The organism is Streptomyces sp. R41 (genome assembly GCF_041053055.1).
In the GTDB taxonomy this organism is placed as follows: Bacteria; Actinomycetota; Actinomycetes; order Streptomycetales; family Streptomycetaceae; genus Streptomyces.
Window position 1 is genome coordinate 6,518,645 of record NZ_CP163443.1, and the last position, 24,778, is coordinate 6,543,422.

24 protein-coding genes are annotated in these 24,778 nt (G+C 69.5%); 9 read left to right on the top strand and 15 right to left on the bottom strand.

Annotated elements, in window-relative coordinates:
• Positions 1-249: 249 nt before the first annotated feature.
• Positions 250-1,617 (bottom strand): ATP-binding protein, encoded by a 1,368-nt coding sequence (locus tag AB5J53_RS29930; protein WP_369248723.1) that lies wholly within the window; start codon positions 1,615-1,617, stop codon positions 250-252.
• Positions 1,618-1,772: 155 nt separating this feature from the next.
• On the bottom strand, positions 1,773-2,462 hold the full coding sequence (locus AB5J53_RS29935; RefSeq protein ID WP_369248724.1) for a response regulator transcription factor: 690 nt from the start codon (positions 2,460-2,462) through the stop codon (positions 1,773-1,775).
• A gap of 164 nt (positions 2,463-2,626) precedes the next feature.
• Here AB5J53_RS29935 and AB5J53_RS29940 point away from each other — a divergent pair, with 164 nt between their 5' ends.
• Positions 2,627-5,032: an MMPL family transporter gene (locus AB5J53_RS29940; RefSeq protein ID WP_369252551.1), complete on the top strand. Its 2,406-nt coding sequence runs from the start codon at positions 2,627-2,629 to the stop codon at positions 5,030-5,032.
• 79 nt (positions 5,033-5,111) lie between these two features.
• Here the strand turns inward: AB5J53_RS29940 and AB5J53_RS29945 are convergent, their stop codons facing one another.
• The 4 genes from AB5J53_RS29945 to AB5J53_RS29960 form a co-directional block, all read right to left on the bottom strand.
• Entirely contained in the window at positions 5,112-5,888 is a 777-nt protein-coding gene (locus tag AB5J53_RS29945) for a TetR family transcriptional regulator (protein WP_369248725.1), read from the bottom strand.
• A 10-nt stretch (positions 5,889-5,898) separates the two neighbouring features.
• Entirely contained in the window at positions 5,899-6,414 is a 516-nt protein-coding gene (locus tag AB5J53_RS29950) for a thiol-disulfide oxidoreductase DCC family protein (protein ID WP_369252553.1), read from the bottom strand.
• A 5-nt stretch (positions 6,415-6,419) separates the two neighbouring features.
• A complete protein-coding gene (locus AB5J53_RS29955; RefSeq protein ID WP_369248726.1) occupies positions 6,420-6,827 on the bottom strand; it encodes a hypothetical protein in 408 nt (135 codons plus the stop codon).
• 86 nt (positions 6,828-6,913) lie between these two features.
• Positions 6,914-7,324, bottom strand: a complete 411-nt coding sequence (locus AB5J53_RS29960) for a VOC family protein (protein WP_369248727.1) — start codon at positions 7,322-7,324, stop codon at positions 6,914-6,916.
• Positions 7,325-7,469: 145 nt separating this feature from the next.
• On the opposite strand from AB5J53_RS29960, the gene AB5J53_RS29965 reads away from it, so the two are divergent.
• Together AB5J53_RS29965 and AB5J53_RS29970 are read left to right on the top strand one after the other, a co-directional pair.
• The gene (locus tag AB5J53_RS29965; RefSeq protein WP_369248728.1) at positions 7,470-8,111 is read left to right on the top strand and encodes a Uma2 family endonuclease; all 642 of its coding nucleotides are present in this window, start codon (positions 7,470-7,472) and stop codon (positions 8,109-8,111) included.
• Between the two features lie 695 nt (positions 8,112-8,806).
• Positions 8,807-9,547: a hypothetical protein gene (locus AB5J53_RS29970; RefSeq protein WP_369248729.1), complete on the top strand. Its 741-nt coding sequence runs from the start codon at positions 8,807-8,809 to the stop codon at positions 9,545-9,547.
• Here the strand turns inward: AB5J53_RS29970 and AB5J53_RS29975 are convergent.
• From AB5J53_RS29975 to AB5J53_RS30010, 8 genes are all read right to left on the bottom strand, one after another.
• Positions 9,500-10,201, bottom strand: a complete 702-nt coding sequence (locus tag AB5J53_RS29975; protein WP_369248730.1) for a hypothetical protein — start codon at positions 10,199-10,201, stop codon at positions 9,500-9,502. The genes AB5J53_RS29970 and AB5J53_RS29975 overlap by 48 nt on opposite strands.
• 48 nt (positions 10,202-10,249) lie before the next feature.
• Positions 10,250-10,570: a hypothetical protein gene (locus AB5J53_RS29980; protein ID WP_369248731.1), complete on the bottom strand. Its 321-nt coding sequence runs from the start codon at positions 10,568-10,570 to the stop codon at positions 10,250-10,252.
• A complete protein-coding gene (locus AB5J53_RS29985) occupies positions 10,567-11,148 on the bottom strand; it encodes a hypothetical protein (protein WP_369248732.1) in 582 nt (193 codons plus the stop codon). The genes AB5J53_RS29980 and AB5J53_RS29985 overlap by 4 nt, the downstream gene beginning before the upstream one ends.
• Before the next feature lie 155 nt (positions 11,149-11,303).
• The gene (locus AB5J53_RS29990; RefSeq protein ID WP_369248733.1) at positions 11,304-12,083 is read right to left on the bottom strand and encodes a succinate dehydrogenase iron-sulfur subunit; all 780 of its coding nucleotides are present in this window, start codon (positions 12,081-12,083) and stop codon (positions 11,304-11,306) included.
• On the bottom strand, positions 12,083-13,837 hold the full coding sequence (sdhA, locus tag AB5J53_RS29995) for a succinate dehydrogenase flavoprotein subunit (RefSeq protein WP_369248734.1): 1,755 nt from the start codon (positions 13,835-13,837) through the stop codon (positions 12,083-12,085). Before sdhA ends, AB5J53_RS29990 begins: the two co-directional genes overlap by 1 nt.
• Positions 13,838-13,860: 23 nt before the next feature.
• A complete protein-coding gene (locus AB5J53_RS30000; RefSeq protein ID WP_369248735.1) occupies positions 13,861-14,352 on the bottom strand; it encodes a succinate dehydrogenase hydrophobic membrane anchor subunit in 492 nt (163 codons plus the stop codon).
• Positions 14,353-14,357: 5 nt separating this feature from the next.
• Positions 14,358-14,738 (bottom strand): succinate dehydrogenase, cytochrome b556 subunit, encoded by a 381-nt coding sequence (gene sdhC / locus AB5J53_RS30005; RefSeq protein ID WP_369248736.1) that lies wholly within the window; start codon positions 14,736-14,738, stop codon positions 14,358-14,360.
• A 254-nt stretch (positions 14,739-14,992) separates the two neighbouring features.
• The gene (locus tag AB5J53_RS30010) at positions 14,993-15,538 is read right to left on the bottom strand and encodes a 2-oxo-4-hydroxy-4-carboxy-5-ureidoimidazoline decarboxylase (RefSeq protein WP_369252555.1); all 546 of its coding nucleotides are present in this window, start codon (positions 15,536-15,538) and stop codon (positions 14,993-14,995) included.
• 359 nt (positions 15,539-15,897) lie between these two features.
• Between AB5J53_RS30010 and AB5J53_RS30015 the strand changes: the two genes are divergently transcribed.
• The 6 genes from AB5J53_RS30015 (at position 15,898) to AB5J53_RS30040 (ending at position 21,791) form a co-directional block, all read left to right on the top strand.
• Positions 15,898-17,475, top strand: a complete 1,578-nt coding sequence (locus AB5J53_RS30015; RefSeq protein ID WP_369252557.1) for a glycoside hydrolase family 20 protein — start codon at positions 15,898-15,900, stop codon at positions 17,473-17,475.
• Between the two features lie 158 nt (positions 17,476-17,633).
• Positions 17,634-18,431 carry a DUF4328 domain-containing protein gene (locus AB5J53_RS30020; protein WP_369248737.1) on the top strand — a complete coding sequence of 266 codons (798 nt, stop codon included), beginning with the start codon at positions 17,634-17,636 and terminating at the stop codon, positions 18,429-18,431.
• 113 nt (positions 18,432-18,544) lie between these two features.
• A complete protein-coding gene (locus tag AB5J53_RS30025; protein WP_369248738.1) occupies positions 18,545-19,045 on the top strand; it encodes a hypothetical protein in 501 nt (166 codons plus the stop codon).
• Positions 19,046-19,130: 85 nt separating this feature from the next.
• A complete protein-coding gene (locus AB5J53_RS30030; RefSeq protein ID WP_369248739.1) occupies positions 19,131-19,703 on the top strand; it encodes a hypothetical protein in 573 nt (190 codons plus the stop codon).
• Positions 19,704-19,891: 188 nt separating this feature from the next.
• A complete protein-coding gene (locus AB5J53_RS30035) occupies positions 19,892-20,227 on the top strand; it encodes a hypothetical protein (RefSeq protein ID WP_369248740.1) in 336 nt (111 codons plus the stop codon).
• A 91-nt stretch (positions 20,228-20,318) separates the two neighbouring features.
• A complete protein-coding gene (locus AB5J53_RS30040; protein WP_369248741.1) occupies positions 20,319-21,791 on the top strand; it encodes an MFS transporter in 1,473 nt (490 codons plus the stop codon).
• Positions 21,792-22,019: 228 nt separating this feature from the next.
• Here the strand turns inward: AB5J53_RS30040 and AB5J53_RS30045 are convergent, their stop codons facing one another.
• Positions 22,020-24,737 carry an FG-GAP-like repeat-containing protein gene (locus tag AB5J53_RS30045; protein ID WP_369248742.1) on the bottom strand — a complete coding sequence of 906 codons (2,718 nt, stop codon included), beginning with the start codon at positions 24,735-24,737 and terminating at the stop codon, positions 22,020-22,022.
• Between the last annotated feature and the right edge of the window lie 41 nt (positions 24,738-24,778).

Below are 24,778 nucleotides of genomic sequence, written 5' to 3' on the forward strand. Positions count from 1 at the left end.
AAGCCCGGTGGTGGCGCGGCGGACCAGGCTGGGGACGTCGGGGCCGCCTTCATCTGTACCTGAATCTGTGTACGGCGCCGTGGCGGCCCGTGTTCAATCATCCAGGTCAGCTTCTCCCCAAGTCGGTTCCAGCAGGTCACCGCGCCGAAGGTGTCACCGTCATCGCGCCGGAAGCGTGGCGGCACCATGCCGGGCGTGTCACCGTCACCCCACCGAAAACGTGAGCCCACTGTGCCGCAAGCGTGACCGTCACCGCGCCGGAAGCGTGACCGTCACCGCCAACCCCTCGCCCGGCGCTGTCCGTACCGCCACCTCGCCCCCGTGCGCCGCCACCACGCCCTGCACGATCGCCATGCCGAGCCCGCTGCCCGCGCCACCGCCCGCCCGGAAGAACCGGTCGAAGATGCGCGCCGCGTCCTCCTCCGGGAGCCCGGGACCCTCGTCCGTGACACACAGCCGTACGACACCGGCCGCGCGCTCCAGACCGAGCCGCACCGGCACTTCGGCGGGCGTATGGGTGCGTACATTGCCCACGAGGTTGCCGAGCACCTGGCGCAGCCCCGACTCGTCGGCCTGCACGAGCAGAGTGCCGTCGGCGCCCACGCTCACCGGGCGCCCCGGCTGCTGGGCCCGCAGATCCTCGGCCGCGTCCCGCACCAGTCGGCTCAAGTCGACGTTCCTGAAGCGGAGTTCGGGCCGCTGGTCGAGGCGGGCCAGGGTGAGCAGCTCGTCCACGAGCCGGCCCATGCGGTCGGCCTCCGCGTTCATCCGGTCCCAGGCACGCTTGCGCTCGGCCGGATCGGTCAGCATCCCCTTCTCGTACAGCTGGAGATAGCCGCGTATCGCCGACAGGGGTGTGCGCAGCTCGTGCGAGGCGTCGCCGACGAAACGGCGCAGCTGGGCGGCGCTGCGCTCGCGTGTCCGGTACGCCGACTCGACCTGGTGGAGCATCGAGTTGAGGGCGAGCCGCAGCTGCTCGACCTCCTGGGTCGGATGGTGGCTGGAGGGTACGCGCCGGGTCAGATCCCCCTCGGCGATCGCCGACGAGGTCTCCACCATGTCCTCCAGCGGCCGCATCCGACGCCGCACGCTGAACATCGTCAGGCAGGCGAGCAGCGCCAACAGCAGAGTCCCGATGGTCACATCGAGCTTGAGCGCCTTCGCGATGCCCTTGTGCAGCGCGTCGGTCGAGGTGGCGAGCAGCACGTATGTGCCGTCGGCGAGCCGTGCCCCGGTCGCCCGGTAGGCGGCACCGTGCACCGTGACGTCGTGCGGGTCACTGTCGGCGGCGAGGTCGTGCGGGTCGTGCACGGCGGCGGCCAGGGCGCGCTGGGTGCCGGTCGGCTTGAAGCCCGCTACGGCAACCGCCTTTCCGTTCCCGTCGACCGCCGCGAAGATCGAGTCCGGTTTCGGTGACTCGTCCGTGGGGGGCAGCATGCGATCGCGTACGAACGACAGCGCGCTCAGCGAGTCGATCTCCTGCATCGTGAGCCGCGAACTGCCCAGCGAATCCCGCGTCTTGGCGAGCTCGGTGTCGACCTGATCGAGCAGATAGTGCCGCATGCCCATCAGGCTCACGGCGGTCGCCACGACGATGCCCAGGGCCAGCAGCCCCACGTTCGCGAGCGTCAGCTGGCCGCGGAGGGAATGGATACCGTGCCGGCAGAGCGGGCGCCGCGGCCTCACGCGCGCAGGGCTCTTCACGCGCGCGGGAATCCTCACGCGCGCGGGAATCCTCACGCGAGCCGGGATCTTCATGCGAGGCATGCTCTTCACGCGAGCCCGTATCCGACGCCACGCCGCGTCTGGATCACCGGCGGCCCCAGCGGTTCGAGCTTGCGTCGGAGATAGCTGATGTACGTCTCCACGACGGTCGACTCGGCCGAGTGCTCGTACTGCCACACGTGGCGCAGGAGTTGCTCCTTGGGCACGATCCGGCCGCCATTGCGGACCAGGAAGCGCAGCAGGGCGTACTCGGTCGGCGTGAGCTCCACCGTACGACCCGCGCGATGGACGCTGTACGTCGTCTCGTCCAGCTCCAGGTCGCCGTACCGCAGCGGCGGGCGCTGCGGCAGGACGTCGTCCGGGCGCGTGCGGCGCAGTACGGCCGTGATCCGGGCGACGACCTCGTCGATGTTGAACGGCTTGGTGATGTAGTCGTCGCCGAAGCCGAGGGCGCCCACGATCTCGGCGGGCGCGTCCCGCGCGGTGAGGAAGACGATGGCCAGGTCCGGCTGTCGTACCCGCAGTTCACGGCCGAGCGCCCGGCCGTCGCCGTCCGGCAGCATCACGTCGAGCAGCGCCGCGTCGGGGCGGGTGCGCTCGGCGAGCGTGAGCGCCTGGCGGGCGGTGCCCGCGGTCATTACCTCGAAACGGTGATAACGCAGGGCGATGGCCAGGACGTCTGAGATGCTCGGTTCGTCCTCTACGACGAGCACGGTGGCTCCCTCGTGACCGGTCATGCCCCCAGTATCCGCACTGGCACTGACAGCGAGGGGCGTCCGCCCTTTGGAGTTCCTTGAGAGTCATGGCCACTTCGTGTCCACGCGCGCGTGCCCCCGGAAATCCTGTTGCCCAGGACCTGGGGGACCAACCGACCGACTAAGGAGCGTTGAGCGTGGCGACATTGGCACGGTGGTGCTATCGGCACCGGCTGGTGGTCCTGTTGCTGTGGGTGGCGGCATTGTTCGGACTGGGCTTCGCGGCATCCACCGCGGGCACGGACTACGCGAATGTCTTCTCCCTTCCGAACACGGACTCCAAGCGCGCGTACGACCTGATGGAGAAGGCGTTCCCGGACAGCGCGGGCGACACCGACACGGTGGTGTGGAAGGTCGACGAGGGAACGGTCAGGGACCAGTCCGTACGGTCCCGGATCCAGCCCGCACTCGACGAGATCGGGAAGATGAAGGGAGTCGGCGACGTCGCCGGACCGTACTCGGGCGACCGGGGCGCGGCGCAGATCAGCGAGAACGGGAAGATCGCGTACGCCCAGATCACCTTCACGGAGCAGGCGAACGCCGTACCCAAGGAACTGGTGCAGGACGTCGTCGACACCGCGCAGAACGCCGAGCGCGGCGGTCTGCAGGTCGAGCTGGGCGGTCAGGCGATCCAGCGGGTGCAGGAACCACCCACCGGGCTCGCCGAAATGGTCGGCATCCTGGCGGCGGCCGTCGTCCTGTTCCTGGCCTTCGGCTCGCTCTTCGCGATGCTGCTGCCGATCGCCATCGCCCTCTTCGGCGTCGGTACGGGGCTGTTCTCCACCCAGTTGCTCAGCCACGCCACCGACATTCCCGACCTGGCCCCGCTGCTCGCCACCCTCATCGGGCTCGGCGTGGGCATCGACTACGCGCTCTTCATCGTGACCCGGCACCGGCGCGGCATCCTGCGCGGCATGAAACCGGAGGAGTCGGCGGTCACCGCCCTCAACACCTCCGGACGGGCGGTGCTGTTCGCGGGCGGCACGGTGTGCATCGCGCTCGCCGGGATGCTGGTGACGAACCTGCGGTTCCTGGACGGCGTGGTCATCGGCACCTCGCTCACGGTCGTCTTCAGCGTGCTCGCGGCGGTCACCCTGCTGCCGGCGCTGCTCGGTCTGCTCGGCACCCGGGTGCTCAGCCGCCGCCAGCGGCGCAAGCTGGAGGCGAACGGGCCCGAGCCGGAGCGGACGAGCGGTGCCGCGGCGCGCTGGTCCGCGAACGTCCAGCGGCGCCCTCGTACGATCGCCATCCTGGCCGTGGTTGTCATGGCCGTCCTCGCGCTGCCCGTCCTGTCACTGCGGCTCGGCGCCACCGACCAGGGCAACGACGACGCCTCGACGACGACCAGGAAGGCGTACGACCTGCTCGCCGAGGGCTTCGGGCCCGGTTTCAACGGCCCTTTGCAGGTGGTCGTGTCCAGCGGCGACACGGACACCCTGGTGAAGGGCATCGGCGACACCGCCGGAGTCGCCCGGGTCGCCGCGCTGCCGCCCGCGCAGGGCGTGACGGTGATCCAGGTGGTGCCGACGACCTCGCCGCAGTCGGAGAAGACCGACCAGCTCATCGACACGCTGCGGGACCGGGTGATCCCCGACGCGGGGGCGAAGGCCCACGTCGGTGGCGTGACGGCGGTCTCCAAGGACTTCGCGTCCATCACGGGTGACCGGCTGCCCTTGTTCATCGCCACGATCATCGGTCTCGGCTTCCTGCTCCTGCTGGTCGCCTTCCGCTCCCTCGTGGTGCCGCTGACGGCGGCGCTGATGAACCTGATCGCCGCGGCGGCCTCCTTCGGCGTCCTCACCGCGATCTTCCAGTGGGGCTGGGGCCTCGAGCTGCTGGGCCTCGGCAAGGAGGGGCCGATCAACGCCTTCCTGCCGGTCATCATGCTGTCCCTCCTCTTCGGCCTCTCGATGGACTACCAGGTGTTCCTGGTGAGCCGGATGCACGAGGAGTGGGTGCACACGAAGGACAACGCGCGCGCGGTGCGGGTCGGCCTCGCGGAGACGAGCCGCGTCATCAACAGCGCGGCGCTCATCATGGTCTGCGTCTTCCTGGCCTTCGTCCTGAGCGGCGACGCGGGGGCCGCGATGGCGGGCGTGGGCCTGGCGGCAGCCGTCGCCCTCGACGCCTTCATTCTCCGTACGGCCCTGGTGCCGGCCGCGATGCATCTGCTCGGCAAGTCCAACTGGTGGCTGCCGGCCGGGCTGGAGAAGAGGCTGCCGCATCTGGCGGTGGAGCCGAAGGAGGAGGCCCTGGACGAGCTTCCCGCCGAGGGTGGCGCCTCGGTGGTCCACGGCTTCATCCGCACCGCCGACGGCGATCCGGTCGAGGGTGCGGTGGTGACCCTCCTGTCGAAGGGCGGGCGCCAACTGGACCGCGTCACGTCGCTGGCGGACGGCTCGTACATCGTGTCGGTGCCCGCGCCGGGTATGTATCTCCTGGCGGCGACGGCCGCGTCGTACGGGGCCCGTGCACGGCACGTGGCGGTGGAGGACGGACCGCTGGTGTACGACGTGGAACTCGCGGAGGGGGAAGTCGACGCGGTGAACTGAGTCTCCTACCAAGGCTCGGCGCTTACTGAGCCTGGGCGCTCACTGAGTCTCCTAGGGGACCCGTTTTCTGAACGGGCCCCTAGGAGGAGCCCTTCTTAGCCGGGTCGGGCAGGACCTTGGTCATCCCCGGCAGGAAGTCCGTGAACAGCTCGTGCACCTCGTGGACGAGGGGCCGCAGGACGCGGAAGCGGGCCAGCGAGACGCCCCGAGCGGTCAGCCGGGCGCCGCGCTCGGCCAGCCGGTAGCTGCGCTCGCGCCCCTCGGTCCGGTCGAAGACCCAGTACAGGACGAGCCCCATCTGGGAGAGCCACATCAATTCGGGCAGCGCGTCCCGGAGTTCCTCGGGCACCTTGGTCTTCGCCCCGGCCAGCACCTCCCGGTGGACGCTGATGGCCTCCACGCGCGCGTGCTCCGACTCGGGGGAGAAGGGGCTGAGCGGGCTGTCCGGGTCGGCGGCGTTCTTGAAGAACTGCACCGCGAACTCGTGGTACGGGGTGGCGATGTCCAGCCACGCCTTCAGCACCCCGCCGAGCCGGGCCTCCAGATCCGTCTCGCGGTCCAGCACCTCCCGTACCGCCACCTGGTGCTCGGTGGCGATCCGGTCGTAGAAACCCTGGATCAGGTGCTCCTTGCCGGCGAAGTAGTAGTACGCGTTGCCGACGGAGACCCCGGCCTCCTTGGCGATGGCCCGCATGGTCGTCTTGTCGTACCCCCGCTCCTGGAACAGCCGCATCGCCGTCTCCAGGATCAGGGCACGGGTCTGCTCGCTCTTGGCGGGAGTCTTGCCGGGACCTTTTTCGGGGGCCTCGTCGGAGCCGGAGCTGTCCTGACGGGGGCTGTCTGTTGGTGCTGGCACGGGGACGAGCCTAACGAGTGGAACCGGTGGAGCAGTTGCCGCTGTCGCAGGCGGGAGCTTCGTACGTCCATCCCGCGTTCGGGTCGTAACGCCACCCCTCTCCCCACTGATAGGCGCCGGCACCCCACCGGTCGGCGGCATGGGCCTCCCGCCACTTGGCGGCGGCGAGCGTCGCGCCCTTCGCCAGACGGGCACCCGCAGGGGTGCTCAGCCGATGGGCGAGCGGCCGGTGCTCGCGCAACGCCCACAGGGTGACGACCCAGGCGGCGGCGCCCTGGTAGACCTGCCCGCCGTCCCCCACGACGGTGATCTCGCCGAGGGTGGCCCGGTGATCGAGCCCAGGGAAGCGGTGCCGGGCCTCGTCGGACCCGGCCGGCACGAGCCGGAGCGGCACCAACTGCCGCTGCTTGCCGAGCCAGTCGCTCAGAAAGGTGCACAGCGAGCACTGTGCGTCGTACAGAACGGTGAGCCCGAGGACCGGGACGTGCGCGGCGCCCCGGTCCCGTGTGGCCGCGAAGCCGGTCATCGAGGTCACGCCCCGGCCGTCGGCGCGATCCAGTCCGTCGGCGCGACGGGCGGCATCTGCTCCCGCTCCATCACTCCCCGCCGCCGGATCTTGTTGAGCACGTACACGTTCCCCAGGTGCATGACACCGAGTACGAGCAGGACCACACCGAGCTTGGTCGACAGGGCCTCGAAGATCCCGCGGGCGTTGTCGATCTCGGTGTCCTGGTTCAGATAGAGCGCGACGAAGCCCAGGTTGACGAGGTAGAAGCCCACCACCAGCAGGTGGTTGACGGCGTCGGCGAGCTTCTCGTTGCCGTGCAGCACATCCGCCAGGAAGATCCGCCCGTTGTGGCTCAGCGTGCGCGCGACCCAGACGGTCAGCGCGATGCTGACCAGCAGATAGATGACGTACGCGACGACTGTGAGGTCCATGTCCCCACCCCTTCTTGAACGCGTTCAAAACGCTGTCGAGAAAGAATGTAGACCTGCTTTTGAACATGTTCAAGTCGAGGGTGTGGTCATCCCTTACGGCCCAGCTCGGGCCGCTTGCTGTAGTCCGTGAGTCCCATGACGTTGCCCCAGGGGTCGGCGATCTCGACGGTCCACCCGGTGGCCACGGGGAAGGGGGCGTCGAGCGGCTGAATGCCGGCCGCGGTGAGGGCGACCGCGGCGGCCCGGGCGTCCCGCACCTCCACCCACACTCGCGGCGAGGCCCATGGCGGCGGCCGATGACTCAACTCCTCGTCCAGTCGCAACAACACGCCCGGCGTCTCCTTGCCCACCTTCAGCAGCGCGATCCCGGCCTCGTCGAGCCGAAACGCGATCGGGAACCCGGCCCGCTCGTAGAACGCCACGGCCTCGCCGAGGTCCCCGACGGGCAGGAGTACGTTGTCGAATCCGAGCAGCTCGTATGACACGTCATCTGACATGGCGTCAGATTAGATGTTGCCCGGTACGGGGAACGACGGGACTGACCGCAGGCCGAACATGTGATCACCCGTTGAGGTGAAGCGCCTGTCATTCCCGCTGGGTACGCTGAATCGACAGGCGAGACTCCGTCGCATGGGAGCACCTATGAGCGCCGCATCCGAGAATGGGATGGACGAGGGCCTGCACGACCAGTCGTCGTACCGCTGGCCGATCCCGCCCGCCGAGGGCTGGACCGCGGACGACCTCGACCGGATTCCGGGCCTCCCGCCGCACACGGAGTTGATCGACGGAAGTCTCGTCTTCATGAGTCCGCAGACCCGGTTTCACATGCGCTGCATGCGCCTGCTTGAGCACAGCCTTCTGGACCAGGTGCCGGATCACTTGGATGTCGACCGAGAGTTCACCATCAAGCTGGACCGGAGAAATCGCCCTGAGCCCGACATCCTGGTAGTCCCGGTGAAGGCGGACCTGGGCCCGGACCAGACCTGGCGCAAGCCCGAAGACGTACTCCTGGCTGTCGAAGTCGTCTCCCCCGACTCCTGCGAACGCGATCGCGAGGTGAAACCCCGCAAGTACGCCGAGGCAGGGGTCCCACACTTCTGGCGGGTGGAGAAGGACGAAGACAAGGGTCTGCCCGTCGTCTACGTCTACGAACTGGACCCCGCCACGAAGTCGTACGGCCTCACGGGCATCTTCCACGACCGCCTCAAGGTCACCATCCCTTTCGAGATCGAGATCGACCTGACCGCGGTCGACAGGCGTCGCGGAGGCTCGGAACCCGCGTAGGGCGCCCGGGCCCATGGAGATCGGCGATGTCCAGCAGGGTGCGCACGGCGCGCATCGCCTCGGCGCGGCCGGGCGTGGTGAGGACGGCCGCGGCACGGGAGTCGCTCATGGCCGAACGACAGGGCCGCCGTGCGAGGCTTCGGCCCTTTCGCCGGAGCGACGCCGTGACCGATTGTCAGTGGTGGCTCGTACTGTCGTGGCATGGGAATGGTGACGTTCGTCGACGAGACGACCAGTGGGGACCGGGGCGCGGGCTGGGGGCTCGAGATCGCCGAGGAGCGGCTCGCGTTGGGTGAGCTGGCTATCTCCCGTTCGAAGGCGATCGCACCCTCGCGGTCATCCTCAGCGAGGCGATGCTGCTCGCCGAGGACTCGGAGATCATGGAACCTTCGATCCTGAGCCAGCTGTGAGCGTTCTCGGAAGACGGCCGTGAAACCCATTGTGCAACCGTCATACTGAAGAGCATTCAGATGACTGTGCGAATGCAGGGGTGCGGGACGCGAGGGGGCGGCTCTGTGCGGCGGGTGCTGGCGGTGCATTTCGTGCCGTGCGCGCTCTTTGTCACGTGTGTGTACGGGTTGGTTCGGGCGGGAAGTTTCTCGGGTCGTAGCGACGGGACCGCAGTCCTACCGTCCAGCCCGGCTGCCACAGCCGGTGCCCTTCTTCTGATCGGTGCCTGCGCCGCCGTACTCGGGATGCTGCTGCAGCCCTTTCAGGTGCGGGCGGTGCGAGTGCTGGAGGGGTACTGGGACCGGTGGTCCGTCACGGCGGGATTTGCCGGGGTGCTGATGGAGTTGCAGCGTCGCCGCGGGCAGGTGCTCGCCGATCGAGCCGATGCCGCGACCGATGCCGGCCCCGACGCCCGGCGAGTCGCGGCAGACGCCTCAAGGCGCCTGGCGGCCGCACCGCCCAAGGACGCTCTCCTGCCCACCGCGCTCGGCAATGCCCTCAGGGCCGGAGAGCTCAGCGCGGGTGAGCGTTACGGGCTCACGACCCTCGCCTCGTGGCCCCGCATCTATCCGCAGGTGTCCGCCCCACTTGCCCAGGCGCTGAGTTCGGCCCGGGACATGCTGGATATGGCGGTCAACCTCTGCCACGCCTTCCTTGCCTGCGCTGTCGTCATGGGGGCTGCCTTCTACGACGAAGCCGGTGATTGGTGGCTGGTCGCACTCGCACTGGTGATGGCCGCGGTGGCGTACAAGGGAGCTGTGATCGGGGCACAGGCTTACGCGGGGCTCATGCATGTCGTGTACGACCTGCACCGGTTCGACCTCGTCGAGGCCTTGCACCACCCGCTGCCCGACCGCGACGGCGAGTGGGCGCTCTTCCAGCGTCTCTCGGACCGGTTCGCGGGCCAACGGGTGAACCTGCCGTACATGCACGGGAGTTCACGCCCGAACGAGACTGACGGCCCCGCACAGTCCGAGAAGGTGTAGTTCGGCTTCGTGCGCGACTTCGGCGTCGGAGCCTGCACGCGGACCCGTGTCGATGACGCGGGTGAGGAGGGTGCCGGTGGTGTGCACCGTAATGGGCCAGTCTCGCGGCACAGTCAGATGCACATGACCGGCTACCGCCGTCACCTGGACATCAAGACTGCCGTCGAGGAAGGAGTCAGTGAGATCGGCACGCAACTCACCCGCTACGGCGCGGAGTATCACCTGGGGACAGTTGGTGTGACTGCCGAGCGCATCCGTCGTACGCACCCGGCCGGTCGCCAGTACGCGCGTCCACCGGTAGGAGTCAGCCCGTTGGGAGGAGAGCACCAGAGCCAGCCCGACGACGATCAGCGCGGCGGGTACGACGAAGTCGGCGAGGGTGTGGGCGCTGATGCCGTGCGCCGCCGCCAGCCCGCCGAGGGTCACGGCGGTGAGCAGGCTGGGCGCAATGAGCGAGCCGGGGGTGATGGCCGAGCGCAGCAGGTTCAGCAGGGCGAGGGACAGCAGTAGCCAGGGCCACCAGGCGACGAGCCAGTCCGCGGCGGCTCGGACCCGGTGCGCGCTGTCGCCGACGGTGAAACTGCCCATGGCCAGGACGCTCAGGCCGAACCACAGGCGGGAGCGGTGCCCGCGTCTGCCCCCTGTGTCCGCCACTCGCACCATCGTAGTGGGGTGATCGGCTGAGTTTCAGGGGCGGGGCGGCTACCGGTTGAAGCGCGAGCTGTTCGCCGTCTCGAGCTCACCTACAAGGGAATCGTAGGAGTGGTCGTACGCCACATGCACAGATGGAGGCAGCATGCTGAATTCGCAGCTCACCGCGTGCGCGTCCTTGAACCGGGCGTTGTACGTGGCCAGATGGGCATCCATCGCCTCGGGGCCCGCCTTGATCGCCGCATGCCAGGCGTTTAGCGTGTCACCCTCAAGCACGTCATTGGCGAGAATGACGACCTTGCAGTCCGTGCCTCGGCAGCTACCCCCGCCCGGGAGGCCGTTGCCCGGCAGGGTCATGGCATGGGTGGTCATGCGTTCTCCCTTGGTTTGGCGATCGCGCTGAGCGCGAACCCGCGCTTGACGCCCAGGTGCACGTTCTTGCGGTAAATGGCAATCGTCCAGACCGCTTCAACAGCGGTGCACAACAGCACCAGTCCGCCGGCGGCCCATCGCCATGAGGCTTGTTGGCCGCCGTCCGGTGGAATCAGAGCGGCGCCGACGCCCAACCCCAGCAGGACGGTTCCGGCGCTGAAGCAGTGGACGGCGAGACTCTGGTAGCGGGCCCACACGCTGTAGTCGTCGCCTTGCCATGCGTACAGCCTTTTCAACTGCGCCTCGTTGTCGTTCCCGTACCAGTCGTGGATGTCCTGGCGCGAGTAGAGGTACTGGCGGGCGAAGTAGTGCAGTTGAATGCTGGCGATCAGGGACATGGATGTGGCAACGAGCAGTAGGAGGCTGACCCCGGGCCAGCGAAAGATTCTCTCGTTCGCTCCGGCGACGACTCCGGCAAGGGCCAGAGCTGCCCCCGTCAGAAGCGGGGCGGCGACCGAGTGGGCTTCTTTCGACGCGGGTCCATAGCCCAACGGCACAGGTGCTTGCAAAAGGCCCATGACCCCCCCTGAACAAACCGTCCCTTGATGCGGAGTGTGCCTGCGGAATGCACCCCTCAGAAGCCGCCGAATCAGGCCACAACAACTGAGGACCCCGCCTCCGCGTCACAGCGGAAACAGGGCCCTCAGTACTGCTCACCAGGCGCCGAAAGACGTCAGAACCGACGCGTGATCAGTGCCCTCTTCACTTCCTGGATCGCCTTCGTGACCTCGATGCCGCGGGGGCAGGCGTCCGTGCAGTTGAAGGTCGTGCGGCAGCGCCACACGCCGTCCTTGTCGTTCAGGATCTCCAGGCGCTGCTCGCCCGCTTCGTCACGCGAGTCGAAGATGAAGCGGTGGGCGTTCACGATGGCGGCCGGGCCGAAGTACTGGCCGTCGTTCCAGAACACCGGGCACGAGGACGTGCAGGCCGCGCAGAGGATGCACTTCGTCGTGTCGTCGAAGCGCTCGCGGTCCTCGGCCGACTGGAGGCGTTCCCGCGTGGGCTCGTTCGTGTCCTTGGTGATCAAGAACGGCATCACGTCTCGGTACGCCTGGAAGAACGGCTCCATGTCGACCACGAGGTCCTTCAGGACCGTCAGGCCCTTGATGGGCTCCACCGTGATCGGCTTCTCGGGGTTCAGGTCCTTGATCAGCGTCTTGCACGCGAGGCGGTTCTTGCCGTTGATCCGCATCGCGTCCGAACCGCAGATCCCGTGGGCGCAGGAGCGGCGGAAGGTCAGGGTGCCGTCCTGATCCCACTTGATCTTGTGGAGGGCGTCGAGGACACGCTCCTTGGGGTCGATCTCCAGCTGGAAGTCTTCCCAGGCCGCCTCCGCCGAGACCTCGGAGTTGAAGCGGCGGATGCGGAAGGTGGCCGTGATGTACGGCGAGTCGGCGAAGCCGGGCTCGGGCGTGCCGGCCGCGTCCGCCTTGTCCAGGGTCGGGGTTGCCATCAGTACTTACGCTCCATCGGCTGGTAGCGGGTCTGGACGACCGGCTTGTAGTCGAGACGGATGGACTCGGTGCCGTCGTCGCCGACCTCGCGGTACGCCATGGTGTGGCGCATGAAGTTGACGTCGTCGCGGTTCGGGTAGTCCTCGCGGTAGTGACCGCCGCGGGACTCCTTGCGGGCGAGGGCCGACACCGCCATGACCTCGGCCAGGTCGAGCAGGTTGCCCAGCTCGATCGCCTCAAGGAGGTCGGTGTTGAACCGCTTGCCCTTGTCCTGGATCGAGACGTTCTTGTACCGCTCGCGCAGCTCCGCGATCTTCTCGACCGCCGTCTTGATCGTCTGCTCGGTGCGGAACACCATGACGTTGGCGTCCATGCACTCCTGCAGCTCCCGGCGGATGTCGGCGACCCGCTCGGTACCGGTGGAGCCGCGCAGGTGCTCGACCTGCGAGACGACCTGCGACGCCGGGTTCTCGGGCAGCTCGACGTAGTCGGCCTTCGCCGAGTACTCGGCCGCGGCGATGCCCGCGCGCTTCCCGAACACGTTGATGTCCAGAAGCGAGTTGGTGCCGAGACGGTTGGCGCCGTGCACGGACACGCAGGCGACCTCGCCCGCCGCGTACAGGCCCGAGACGACCGTGGTGTTGTCCGACAGGACCTCACCCTGGACGTTCGTCGGGATGCCGCCCATCGCGTAGTGCGCGGTGGGCTGGATCGGGATCGGGTCCGTGTACGGCTCGATGCCCAGGTAGGTGCGCGCGAACTCCGTGATGTCGGGCAGCTTGGCGTCCAGCTGCTCCGGGGGAAGGTGAGTCAGGTCCAGGTAGACGTGGTCACCCTCGGGGCCGCAGCCACGGCCCTCGCGGATCTCCGTGTAGATGGAGCGCGAGACGACGTCCCGGGACGCGAGGTCCTTCATGACCGGCGCGTACTTCTCCATGAAGCGCTCGCCGTCCTTGTTGCGGAGGATGCCGCCCTCACCGCGGGCGCCCTCCGTCAGCAGGATGCCCATGCGCCAGATGCCGGTCGGGTGGAACTGGAAGAACTCCATGTCCTCCAGCGGGATGCCACGGCGGTAGACCGCCGCCTGGCCGTCACCTGTCAGCGTGTGCGCGTTGGAGGTCACCTTGAAGAACTTGCCGGTGCCGCCGGACGCGTAGATCACGGCCTTCGCCTGGAAGACGTGGATCTCGCCGGTCGCGAGCTCGTAGGCGACGACGCCCGCCGAGTGCTTGACGCCGTCGACCTCGGTGATCAGCTGGTCGAGGACGTAGAACTCGTTGAAGAACTCCACACCCTCCTTGACGCAGTTCTGGTACAGCGTCTGGAGGATCATGTGGCCGGTGCGGTCCGCCGCGTAGCAGGACCGGCGGACCGGGGCCTCGCCGTGGTTGCGGGAGTGACCGCCGAAGCGGCGCTGGTCGATCGTCCCGTCGGGCGTCCGGTTGAAGGGCAGGCCCATCTTCTCCAGGTCGAGGACCGAGTCGATGGCCTCCTTCGCCAGGATCTCGGCGGCGTCCTGGTCGACCAGGTAGTCACCGCCCTTGACCGTGTCGAAGGTGTGCCACTCCCAGTTGTCCTCCTCCACGTTGGCGAGCGCGGCGGCCATACCGCCCTGCGCGGCGCCCGTGTGGGAGCGGGTGGGGTAGAGCTTCGTCAGCACGGCGGTGCGGCTGCGCTTCGTCGCCTCGATGGCGGCGCGCATGCCGGCGCCGCCGGCGCCGACGATGACGGTGTCGTACTTGTGGATCTTCATGAGTGGTTGCCTCAGCCCCGTGCCTAGCGGATGTTCGGGTCGAAGGTGAAGATCACCAGCGTGCCCAGCAGAATCGTGAACACCGTGGCGGTGTACAGCAGGCCCTTCAGCCACAGGCGCGTGTTCGCCCGCTCCGCGTAGTCGTTGATGACCGTGCGCAGGCCGTTGGCGCCGTGCAGCATGGCGAGCCACAGCATGGCCAGGTCCCAGACCTGCCACCAGGGGTTCGCCCAGCGGCCGGCCACGAAGGCGAAGCCGATCTTGGAGACGCCGCCGTCCAGGACGAGCTGGATGAGCAGGTGGCCGATGACCAGGACGACCAGGACGATGCCGGACAGGCGCATGAACAGCCAGCCGTACATCTCGAAGTTGCCGCGGGTCGACTTCGGGGTCTTCTTGGTGCGCTTGCGCGGGGCCTCGATGAGGGGCGCCGGGTTGTCGACGCTGTACGTCGAGAACGCGCCCGCGCCCTCGACGGGGCCGATGCCGGAAGCGGCGGTTTCAGTGGTGGACATCTGTGTCAGCTCCCGAACACTTCGCGGACTGCGTGACCGAGGACGGGGTACAGGGCCCCGACCATCAGGACGACCCAGATACCGACGACGGACCAGAGCATCTGCTTCTGGTAGCGCGGGCCCTTCGACCAGAAGTCGACGGCGATGACTCGCAGGCCGTTGAGCGCGTGGAAGAGGATGGCGGCGACGAGGCCGTACTCCAGCAGCGCGACGATCGGCGTCTTGTACGTGGACACGACCTTGTCGTAGTCCTCGGGGGAGACACGGACGAGAGCGGTGTCCAGCACGTGTACGAACAGGAAGAAGAAGATGAGGACGCCGGTGACTCGGTGAGCCACCCAGGACCACATTCCTTCCCGGCCGCGGTACAGCGTTCCAGCCGGCACGGAAGAACCCTCCGGGAGCGGGGATTGGGGCCTGCCGGCTTCTGTGTCGGTCGGCCCGGCCGGGTACGGTCCACCGGCCCTGGCCATCGTAGCGACGTGTTGTCGGAACGCTTACAGCGGCCCTATCTATGTGATCAAACTGGCAATCAATCAGGCACGTTCGGGCTATTACGGGCGGTCTGTTGCCGGGTGCGGGTCGGTCGTGGCTGGTCGCGCCCACACGGCGGAGCCGTATATGCCGCCGCCCCGCGCCCCTAGAGGGGCCCGTGGAAGTGCTGCACCAGGCGGGTCAGGCGACCCCTGGCCAAGCGGCGCAGCTCGTCCGCCGTTATCACCCGCTCCTCCTCCGGATCGTTTGTCAACCGTGATCGGATGGCGGCGAGTACCTGGTCAAGGGCCTCCTCGGGGGTCGCGTCGTCCAGGCAGATCACGAACACATGTCCGAAGCGGCTCTCGTACGCGGCGTGCGCGGCGCTCAGTGCGGTGTGGGCGGCGGAGTACGTGCCGTCCGGGAGCAGGGTGAGCGATTCGCCGGCCAGCGCCTCGGCGAGGTCGGCGGGAGTCAGGTCGTACGCCGCCTCGTCGGCCGCGGCGAGCAGCGCGTCCAGGTCCGGGTAGGGCCGGTGGTCGGCCAGGCGGTGGGCCCAGCGCAGGCTGCGGCAGCAGGTCAGGAGGGCGTGCTCGGCCGCGTCGGCGGGCGCGGTGTTGAACCGCTCAAGGCGGGCCGGGGACGGCGCCGCGCTCTTCTGCTCGGGGAGGGCGACCTGGCCGGGGAGGCGTGGGAGACGGTGCGAAGGCAGCGTGGGTCCTCGGCGGTGGGATGGAGGCGGGACGACGGTTGGATCCGGAGATCCCGTGACGCCCGTGGACGTCACGTGTGTTTCGGCAGGGGAAGGAGTGAGAGTTGCGTCGCTCACGCTATCGAGGAGTGTCAGCAGCTGTCCGACGGATGCCCGAATTTCACCCGGACGGCAGAGTTTCGGAACGTGTGGTGGACGTGCGGATGGACCTGGGGGCTTAGGTTCACAAAGGAGGTGTACGACGTCTACGACGGGAAGTGGACCTTGGCGGCCGAAGCGAAGGGCGTGATGCGGTGAGCACGGGCAGGCGGCGGGCGCGGGTGCGGAGCAGGAAGCGGCCGGCGCTGATCGCGGCGAGCGTGGTGGCGGCCGGTGCCGTCGCGGCGACCGTCGCGCTGTGGCCCTCCGCCGGCGACGGTGAGCCGACGGGAGCGAGCGTGCCCTCGGCCGCCAAGTCCGCGGCTTCGCCCACGACCCCGGCCAGGGCCACGCCCTCTCCCTCGCCGACCCGGACGTATCCGCTGTCCCAGACCCCGCGCACCATCCCGGCCGTACGCGAGCACACGCCGGCCCGCGGCCCCGGCTGGCGCCCCGCCACCGGAGCCCGTGTCGTGGTGGACGACCCCGACCTCGCCGACGAGGGGCGGCTGCTCGCTGGGGAGCTGAAGCTGACGTACGCGGGGGAGACGGATGCCAGGGACGGCGATGTCGAGCTGGGCCTCGAAGAGGGGTCCGTGGGCCCGGAGTCGTACACCCTGACCGTCCAGAACCGGCGGGTCACCATCACAGCCCCCACCGACACCGGCGTCTTCTACGGCACGCGCACCCTCAAGCAAGAGGTGCACGGCGGCGGTACGGCGTCGGAGGGCGTCGTACGCGACCGGCCCGCGAAACCGCAGCGCGGGTTCATGCTCGACATCGCGCGCAAGCACTTCACGGCGGCCTGGATCGAGGACCGGGTCCGGGAGCTGGGCGACCTGAAGTTCAACCAGCTCGGGCTGCACTTCTCCGACGACCAGGGCTTCCGCATCCAGTCGGACACGCACCCGGAGATCGTGTCGAAGGAGCACCTCAGCAAGGCGGAGGTGCGCAGCATCATCGACCTGGCCGCGAGCCGGCACATCACCGTCGTCCCCGAGATCGACTCACCCGGCCATCTGGGTGCCGTCCTCGCCGCGCATCCCGACCTTCAGCTGCGCAACATCAACGGGGTCCCCACACGTGGTGCCGTCGACATCTCCAAGCCCGCCGCGGCGGACCTGGTCGACCAACTGCTGAATGAGTACGCGGATCTCTTCCCCGGCGCGTACTGGCACATCGGCGGGGACGAGTACCAGGCCCTGACGGTGGCGAATCCGGCGGCGTCGTATCCGCAGCTGGCCGCCGCCGCCACGAAGGCGTACGGCGCCGGCGCGAGCGTCGCCGACCTGGCGACCGGCTGGCTGAACGACCGTGCCGAGGTGGTGCGCGGGCACGACCGGACCCCGCGGGCCTGGAACGACGGGTTCTTCCGCGGGGGCACCGTCCAGGCGGACGGTGACCTGCAGGTGGCGTACTGGACGGGCAAGGAGATCGGGGCGCGGTTGCCCGTCGAGTACCTGAGCACGGGGCGCAAGCTCATCAACTACAACGACGAGTTCCTCTATTACGTGCTCGGGCAGCCGCAGACCTTCGTCTACCCGACCGGGCAGCGCATCTACGAGCAGTGGACCCCGCTCGTGGTGCGCGGGACGACGGCCGTCCCCGCCAAGTACGACGGGCAGATCCTCGGCGGCGTCTTCGCGGTGTGGTGCGATCGCTCGAGCGCGCAGACCCAGGACCAGGTGGCGGCGGGCATCAGGATGCCGCTGCGCGCCACGGTCCAGAAACTGTGGGATCCGCGCAGGCCGGCGCTGTCCTGGGCGGACTTCAAGGGGCTTGCGGACCGGCTGGGCTGAGCCGGTGGACCGCCCGCGCCCGCGAGTCGGCGGACCGCCGTGCGCATGGGCTGGACGTGCGGGCACGCCGAACCGTATGTTCCGCGTGCCGAGCGTGAAGCCCTGGGGAGGGGTGCGCCCGGTTTCCTGTTCCTGGACCCGTGGGGGGCCGCTCAGCCATGCTCTGCACCCATTGCCGGCACTTCGAAGCGACGGCCGGGGACGGCCTCTGCGACCTCTGCATTGTCCGGACGGCCGACACACGGACGGGGGGCTCGTCGGGGTCCGCCGCCCAGCTGCGTTCACCGATCGGCCTCGGGCAGGCCACGGTCGTCATGCTCGTCGTGTGCGCCGCTGCCGGGCTCTTCGGGCTCTACTCGGTCTTCCCGTCGTACGAGATCCTCAGCGCCGTCACCGACGGCGCGTACCAGGACATCTCCGGGCAGAAGATGGACGAGGCGGACCGGCTCCTCGCCATCTCGGGCGGGTTGCAGTTCATGCTGGAGATCGCCACGGCGGTCGTCTTCATCTGCTGGTTCCACCGGGTGCGGGTGAACGCCGAGGTGTTCGCGCCGCAGGATCACCGGATGCGCCGCGGCTGGGCGATCTGGGGCTGGTTCGTGCCGGTGGTGAACCTGTGGTTCCCGCGCCGGATCGCCGCCGACGTCTGGGACGCGAGCGCGCCGCTGCCGACGCTGTCCCTGGAGGACGGGACGCGGATGCCGTCGTCGCCGCATCATCTCCTCAACTCCTGGTGGTCCATCTGGGCGGCCGCCGCCGTGACGGACCGCCTGGCCGGCCAGTCGGTGCGACGTGCCGACACGCCCGCCGAACTGCGCGAGGCCATCGGCCTGCTGGGGGTATCCGAGGTCCTCTTCGTCGCGGCCGCCGTCCTCGCCATCCTCTTCGTGCGGCGCCTCACCCGCATGCAGGACGAGAAGGCGCTGCGCGGTCCCGGCGTCCCCGTGGCCGCCTGACACGGACCGAATCGTCCGTTTCGCTGGCCAACTCACGTGCCCTTGTGGTGTATTCGGCCCCAGCCGAACTGCGAGCCGAACCGCGAGCCGACGAGACACCGGGGGGAACCGGCATGGGCTACTGGGGCTACTACGTCGTGGGCAGAAGCGAGCGCCCGCTCGCGGAGCTGGAGGCGCTCGCGGGGGCGCGGGGCATGGTGCTGCGGACCGCGGCGCCCGACGGCTGGCAGGTGTGGGAGTACCCGAGCGGCGACGGCGACGTCGGGAACATGAACGCGCTCGCCCGGGAGACCGGTGCGCCCGCGCTCTTCGGGTACGTCATGGACAGCGACTGCGTGGCCGTCGAGGCGGCCGCGCCGGACAGTGGCGCGTGGACGGCGTGTCTGGCACGGGAGGCGATGGCCGGCTACGTCGGCGGCGAGGGCGAACTCGGCGTCGACGACTACTTCCTGGAGCCGGCCGACGCCGCCGCACGGGCCGTCTCCTGGGCCGCGGAGGCCGGGCACACCATCACCGTCGAGCCTCTCCTCGACGTGCTGACCGCGGACCCCGACCCGTTGGCCGAAAACCTCTTCTTCCGGTTACTCGACCGGCTCGGTGTGGTGCCGCTGTGACACTCCTGGTCCGTCGCACGCAGTAAGGGGAAGTGCGGGCTCCGTTAGAAACAGGCGCCCTGTCGAGGGATTCGAGGGAGGCGTGATGAGCCTGGTGGAACTGATCGCTCAGGCCGACGAGCGAGGTCTGGCGGCGAGCGGTCTGGCTTGTTTGGATCGGTGCGTACCTCTGCTGGGCGGCGATGACGAGATCCTGCGGCCCTTGTGGGCGAGCCTGGCGGAATCGGATGTGTGGAGCGTGTGGGGCGAACGCCTGGAGCAAGCGCGCGCGAAGCTGGACGCGGACGTTCTCGAGCCGGCCGTCACCGACGAGGACGAGGCCGCCGTACTCGCCCGCCGTATGCTCGGCGCCGTCCCAACGGAGCCGTCGGCGACCGAGCTGCGCTCCTGGGCCGACGCCTGTTCCGTGGCGGCCCTGCAGATCCACCGGCTGCTCGACGTCGCCGACGACGGCGAGTCCTGTGTGACGGCCCGCCGCGAGGGCCGTACGGACGGCATGTCGCCGCTCGTCGCCGCCGAACTGCGCCGCCAGGTCACCATCCTGGAACTGCTCGCGGGCCACGGCACGGGCGGACTCCGGCCGGCGCTGGACGTGTCGACAGAGGGGCGGCGGGTGCTGCGGGCGGTGGTGTCACGCCGGGCGAGGGGAAGGGCATGACGCATCCCGCGCGTCCGGGCGTAAACCTGTTTTCCTGCGAGATTCCTGTGACCGTCCTGCGCTGGAGGTGGCGGTCCTGAGCCGGTGTCGCGAACACCGCCGGGACGGGTGACGAATTCCGCCCGGAAGGCGCTCTTCCCGATGTGAACGCAACTCAGGAAACCAGGCCCTCAGCTGCGACGAAGCCGATGCGCTGGGCCGCGGACACGGTCGCGACGATGCGCGAGGGCGCCCGGCTGCGCCTCGACTACTCGGCGCAGAGCCTGTGGCGCGTCGACCGGATGATCGAGGAGATACGGCGGGACGGGGCACCGTACGCCGCCCTCGAGACCGTGCTGCGCGGTTTTGGCGCGTACGCCGGCGAGGTCGTCGCCCGGTACACGGGCGCGGAGTGGTGGGAGACGGGCGGCGACCACTGGCTGCGCACTCCCGACGGGCGGCTGTGGGACCCGATCGACGAGGCCCGGCGCTGCTACGCGGGCGACGGTTCGCTGCGGCTGCTGTGCCGGGAGGCCACGCGGTAGCGCGCATTACCACCTCTTAGGGTACGCGGCCGTTCCCAATCGGCGGCCACGGCGGGACCATTGAGGGCAACCGCCGGACCCGGGAGGCCTCATGGCCGACAACCGCCGTTGGTGGGCGCTGGTCGTCATCGCGCTCGCGCAGTTGATGGTCATCCTCGACATGACCATCGTGAACATCGCCCTGCCGTCCGCCCAGACCGACTTGCACATGTCGGACGGGAACCGGCAGTGGGTGATCACCTCGTACACGCTCGCCTTCGGCGGGCTGCTGCTGCTCGGCGGCCGGGTCGCCGACCTCGCCGGGCGCAAACTCACGTTCATGATCGGCCTGTTGGGCTTCGCGGCGGCATCCGCGCTGGGCGGTGCGGCGACGGGCTCCGGGATGCTCTTCGGGGCGCGCGCCCTCCAGGGCGTGTTCGCGGCGCTGCTCGCCCCCTCCGCGCTGTCGCTGCTCACCACGACGTTCACCGATCCCAAGGACCGCGGCAAGGCCTTCGGTGTGTTCGGCGCGATCGTCGGCGCGGGCGCGGCGATCGGGCTGCTCGCGGGTGGCCTGCTCACGCAGTACCTGGACTGGCGCTGGTGCCTGTACGTCAATGTCCCCATCGCGTTCGTCGCCTTCGCCGGCGCGTGGGTGCTGCTCGACAGCGGCGGCCGGCACGAGGACGCCCGCCTCGATGTGCCGGGCGCGCTGCTCGGCTCGTCCGGGATGCTCTCGCTGGTGTACGGCTTCTCCGAGGCGGAGTCGAGGAGTTGGGGCGACGGGCTGGTCCTGGGGCTGCTCGCCGCCGGGGTCGTCCTTCTCGGCCTGTTCGGCCTCTGGCAGACCCGCGCCCGGGTGCCGCTGCTGCCGATGTCGGTGGTGAAGGACCGCCAGCGCGTCGGGGCCTTCCTGACCATCCTCTTCGTCACCATCGGGATGTTCGGGGTCTTCCTCTTCCTCACGTACTACTTCCAGCGGGTCCTCGGTTATTCGCCGCTGAAGACCGGGCTCGCCTATCTCCCCATCACCGTCGGCATGATCACCGGCTCCACGCAGGTCGCGGCCCGGCTGCTGAACAAGGTCCCGCCGCGCGCCCTGATCGTCCCCGGGCTGCTGCTGGCCGCTGGCGCACTGGCGCTCATCGCGCAGGTCGGGGTGGAACCGGCGTACGCCTCCCATGTCCTGCCCGGCATGCTGATGCTCGGCCTCGGCATGGGTACGGCGATGATGACCTGCGTCTCGCTGGCCACGGGAAGCGTCGCCCCGCGCGACTCGGGCGCGGCCTCCGCCACCTTCAACACCGCCCAGCAGGTGGGCGGTTCGATCGGTACGGCGCTGCTCAACACGATCGCGGCGAGTGTGACGACGCGGTACGCGACCGCGCACGCCGGGCCCGGCGTCGACCGCCGCGCCCTCGCCTCCCGCGCCGCCGTCCACGGCTTCAACGTCGCCACGTGGTGGGCCATGGGCTCGCTGCTGCTGGCGGCGCTGATCGCCGGGGTCGTGGTGGACGCGCACAGGGTGCCGACTCCCGAGGGGCGCCCGGCGCCGGTGCCGGAGCCGGTGGAGAGCACTGGGTGAGTGCGGGACTCGACGACTCCTACGACGCCGGTGACGCCGGGGAACGCAGACGGCCGAGACCTCGTGCAGTGGTAAGAGGTCTCGGCCGGGTGGCTCTCCCGCCGCGGCGGTCCCGGGGGGAGTCGGAGCGGCGCGGCGGGAGAGCCGGAGGGGGTGCGGATGTTTTCCAGCCGTGGCCGGAAAGCATCCACACCCCCTCCAGCGCGCGCGGCGCCGCGTCCGTCACACCTACGGCGTGAGCAGCTGCCCCAGGTGCGCACCCGTCGGCGTACCGAGCTGGCTCTTGCTGTAGACCGCGGCCTGGGTCAGGCCGAGCCCCGTGCTGTTGCTGGGCACGTACATCAGGATGCCGTCGCCGCCGTCCTCGCCCTCGGTGCCGAGGGTCAGGTCGGTGCGCCCGTACCCGGACAGGTCGGTGAGCGAGACGGCCGAGCCGAGCTTGTCGTCGGTCTCGGTGGAGCCCGGGACGCCCGAGGTGTCCTGCGAGACGGCGATCGCGCCGGAACCGGTGAGGCCCGTCGAGGTGCCCTTCAGGAGGATCGCCGTGCCCGCGTTGGAGCGGTTGACGCCGTCCCGCGTGATGTCCTCGTTCGGGGCGCCCGCGAGGACGTCCGCGTAACCGTCGAGGTTGTAGTCGCCGACCGACACCGAGGTGCCGAGCGCGTCGCCCGACTCGTTGCTGCCCGGGACACCCGTGGTGTCCTGCTGGATCGTCGTCATGCCGGTGGTGGTGAAGCCGGTGCTGGTGCCGGGGACCATGGTGACCTGGCCGCCGGAGGCCGCGCCGGACTCTGAGGTGTACGGCTGGCCGATGACGAGGTCGTCGTAGCCGTTGCCGTTCACGTCGCCCGCCGCGATGGAGCGGCCGCCCTTGACGCTGATCGTGGACACCTTCGTCAGGCCCGACGCGCCGCCCTTGAACCAGGTGACCCGGCCGATGCCGCCCGCGTCACGGTAGTTGAGGGCCACGTCCGCGTAGCCGTCCCGGTTGAAGTCGCCGGTCGTGGCATCGGCGTACGCGATCGCGCTCGTCGACGTGGTGAGGGTGCCGGTCTGGGTGGCACCGCCGGTCAGACGGGCGTTCCAGTTGCCGCCCTTGCCGGTGCCCGCGGCGAACACGTCCGCCTTGCCGTCGGCGTTGAAGTCGCCGACCGTGACGGCGGAGCCGAGCTTGGCACCGGCCGCGGTGACGCCCGACGTGGCGTATGAGAGACCGGAGTTGAGGGCCGGGCCGTACAGCACGGTGACCGAGCCGCGGTCCGCGTTGCCGCTCGTGTCGTCCTCGCCGGGCGCGCCGACCGCGAGGTCCGCGTAGCCGTCGCCGTTGATGTCGCCCCACGCGGTGGCGGCGCCCCAGTTGTCGCCCGCCTCGGAGGAGCCGGGGACGCCCGGGCTGCTCTGGGTGAGCGTCACCTTCGACGCGGTGACCGGGCCGTTGAGGCCGCCGGGAACGAGGGTGACGCTGCCGACGCCGCCCGACGCCTTGGGCGTACCGGCGACGAGGTCGCTGATTCCGTCGCGGTTGAAGTCGGCGGTCGGGATCGCAGAGTTCTTGCCGGCGCTCGCCGCGAACCGGCGGATCTCGGCAAGCTTCGGGTACAGGTTGGCGCCGGGGCAGGCCGTCGCGTTGGTGTCGCGGTGACCGAAGACCGTCGGGAGCGTGATCGACGTGCCCTTGTCGATCAGGTTGCCGTCCTGGCCCTTGGGGCTGCCGGAGACCAGCGTGACCTTGGCGTTCGGGTCGACGCCGTACATGCCGAACTTCCAGGCGACGATCCGGGCGATGGCCTCCAGACCCGCGCGGCTCGGCTTGGCGATCTCGTAGTTGCCGATGTACGAGATGCCGACCGTGTTGGTGTTGAACCCGATGTCGTGCGCGCCGATCACCGGCAGGTCCATGCCGCCGCTGCGGCCCTCGAAGATCTGGCCGCACTTGTCGACGACGAAGTTGTAGCCGATGTCGAAGTAGCCGCGCGAGAAGTGCTCCTGCTGGATGGTGCGCAGCCGGGCCCGGGACTCGCCGCAGGAGATCTTGTTGTCACTGTCGACGCCCGTGTGGTGGACGACCGCGGCCTTGATCTCGGTGCCGTACGCGGGAGTGCCGTCGTAGTCGGTGGAGGCGCCCCACTCCGCCTGCGTGATGATCGGCGGCTTGACGACCGTGGAGGGGCGCGGCGCGGGGACGGTGTCGGAGGGGGAGGGCGTCGGGCTCGGCGGCTGTGTGGTGGGCGGGGCCGTGTCGGTCGGCGTCGCGCTGTCGGTCGGCGACGCGGTGTCGGTCGGGACCGGCGGGTCCGTCGGGCTCGCCGAGTCGGTGGGGGAGGCGGAGTCGGTGGGTATCGACGGGTCCGTCGGCGCGGGCGTGGTCTCCTCCGCCGGAAGGGCGTACGCCGCGGGCTCCGTGCCGCCCTTGGCGGCCGGATCGGTGCCCGGGTCGAGCAGCCTGACGTCCATCCCGGACGGCTGGCCCTTCGCCTCGGCGCCGTCCGCGCCGACCACGCGCACCTCGACGCCGTCCGCGTCACCGGTCCACACGGACGCGGTGCCGCCGCGGGTCCCGGCCCGCTCGGCCTCCGTACCGTCCGCCGAGAACGGGTCGTCGGGCAGCTTCTGCCAGCCCGACCACTTGCCCGTCTCCAGCTCGCGGTAGCGGATCTCCGGCGTGCCCTTCGGCTTCGCGTCCGGGTCGCTCCAGGTCAGCAGGACGGCGCTGAACCGGTCGGTGCCCTGCTGGTCCAGGCCCTTGCGGCCGGCCCCCTTGTCCTTGAGCTTGACCGTGTGCACGGCGGGCTTGCGGCCCTTGGCGTCCTGGTCCGGCTGATCGGTCGGATTCGCGACGGCGTAGGTGACCGCTCCCGCTCCACCCAACACGACCGCCCCGATGGTCAGCCACGCTCTCCGCTTCAGACTCAGCGGCTTGTACGCATGGGTCGTCCTGCGACTCAAATGCCCCACCCCTAGAGAACCTTCACAACTGACCCACCCGC

Coding starts and splice junctions, on each gene's coding strand:
- AB5J53_RS29970 (WP_369248729.1), top strand. CDS start 8,807: ATGCTGCTGCAGCCCTTTCAGGTGCGGGCGGTGCGAGTGCTGGAGGGG.
- AB5J53_RS29960 (WP_369248727.1), bottom strand. CDS start 7,324: ATGTCAGATGACGTGTCATACGAGCTGCTCGGATTCGACAACGTACTC.
- AB5J53_RS29990 (WP_369248733.1), bottom strand. CDS start 12,083: ATGGCAACCCCGACCCTGGACAAGGCGGACGCGGCCGGCACGCCCGAG.
- AB5J53_RS29985 (WP_369248732.1), bottom strand. CDS start 11,148: ATGGGCCTTTTGCAAGCACCTGTGCCGTTGGGCTATGGACCCGCGTCG.
- AB5J53_RS30000 (WP_369248735.1), bottom strand. CDS start 14,352: ATGTCCACCACTGAAACCGCCGCTTCCGGCATCGGCCCCGTCGAGGGC.
- AB5J53_RS30035 (WP_369248740.1), top strand. CDS start 19,892: ATGCGCTGGGCCGCGGACACGGTCGCGACGATGCGCGAGGGCGCCCGG.
- AB5J53_RS30020 (WP_369248737.1), top strand. CDS start 17,634: ATGCTCTGCACCCATTGCCGGCACTTCGAAGCGACGGCCGGGGACGGC.
- AB5J53_RS30040 (WP_369248741.1), top strand. CDS start 20,319: ATGGCCGACAACCGCCGTTGGTGGGCGCTGGTCGTCATCGCGCTCGCG.
- AB5J53_RS30030 (WP_369248739.1), top strand. CDS start 19,131: ATGAGCCTGGTGGAACTGATCGCTCAGGCCGACGAGCGAGGTCTGGCG.
- AB5J53_RS29950 (WP_369252553.1), bottom strand. CDS start 6,414: ATGACCGGCTTCGCGGCCACACGGGACCGGGGCGCCGCGCACGTCCCG.
- AB5J53_RS29955 (WP_369248726.1), bottom strand. CDS start 6,827: ATGGACCTCACAGTCGTCGCGTACGTCATCTATCTGCTGGTCAGCATC.
- AB5J53_RS29935 (WP_369248724.1), bottom strand. CDS start 2,462: ATGACCGGTCACGAGGGAGCCACCGTGCTCGTCGTAGAGGACGAACCG.
- sdhA (WP_369248734.1), bottom strand. CDS start 13,837: ATGAAGATCCACAAGTACGACACCGTCATCGTCGGCGCCGGCGGCGCC.
- AB5J53_RS30025 (WP_369248738.1), top strand. CDS start 18,545: ATGGGCTACTGGGGCTACTACGTCGTGGGCAGAAGCGAGCGCCCGCTC.
- AB5J53_RS29965 (WP_369248728.1), top strand. CDS start 7,470: ATGAGCGCCGCATCCGAGAATGGGATGGACGAGGGCCTGCACGACCAG.
- AB5J53_RS29980 (WP_369248731.1), bottom strand. CDS start 10,570: ATGACCACCCATGCCATGACCCTGCCGGGCAACGGCCTCCCGGGCGGG.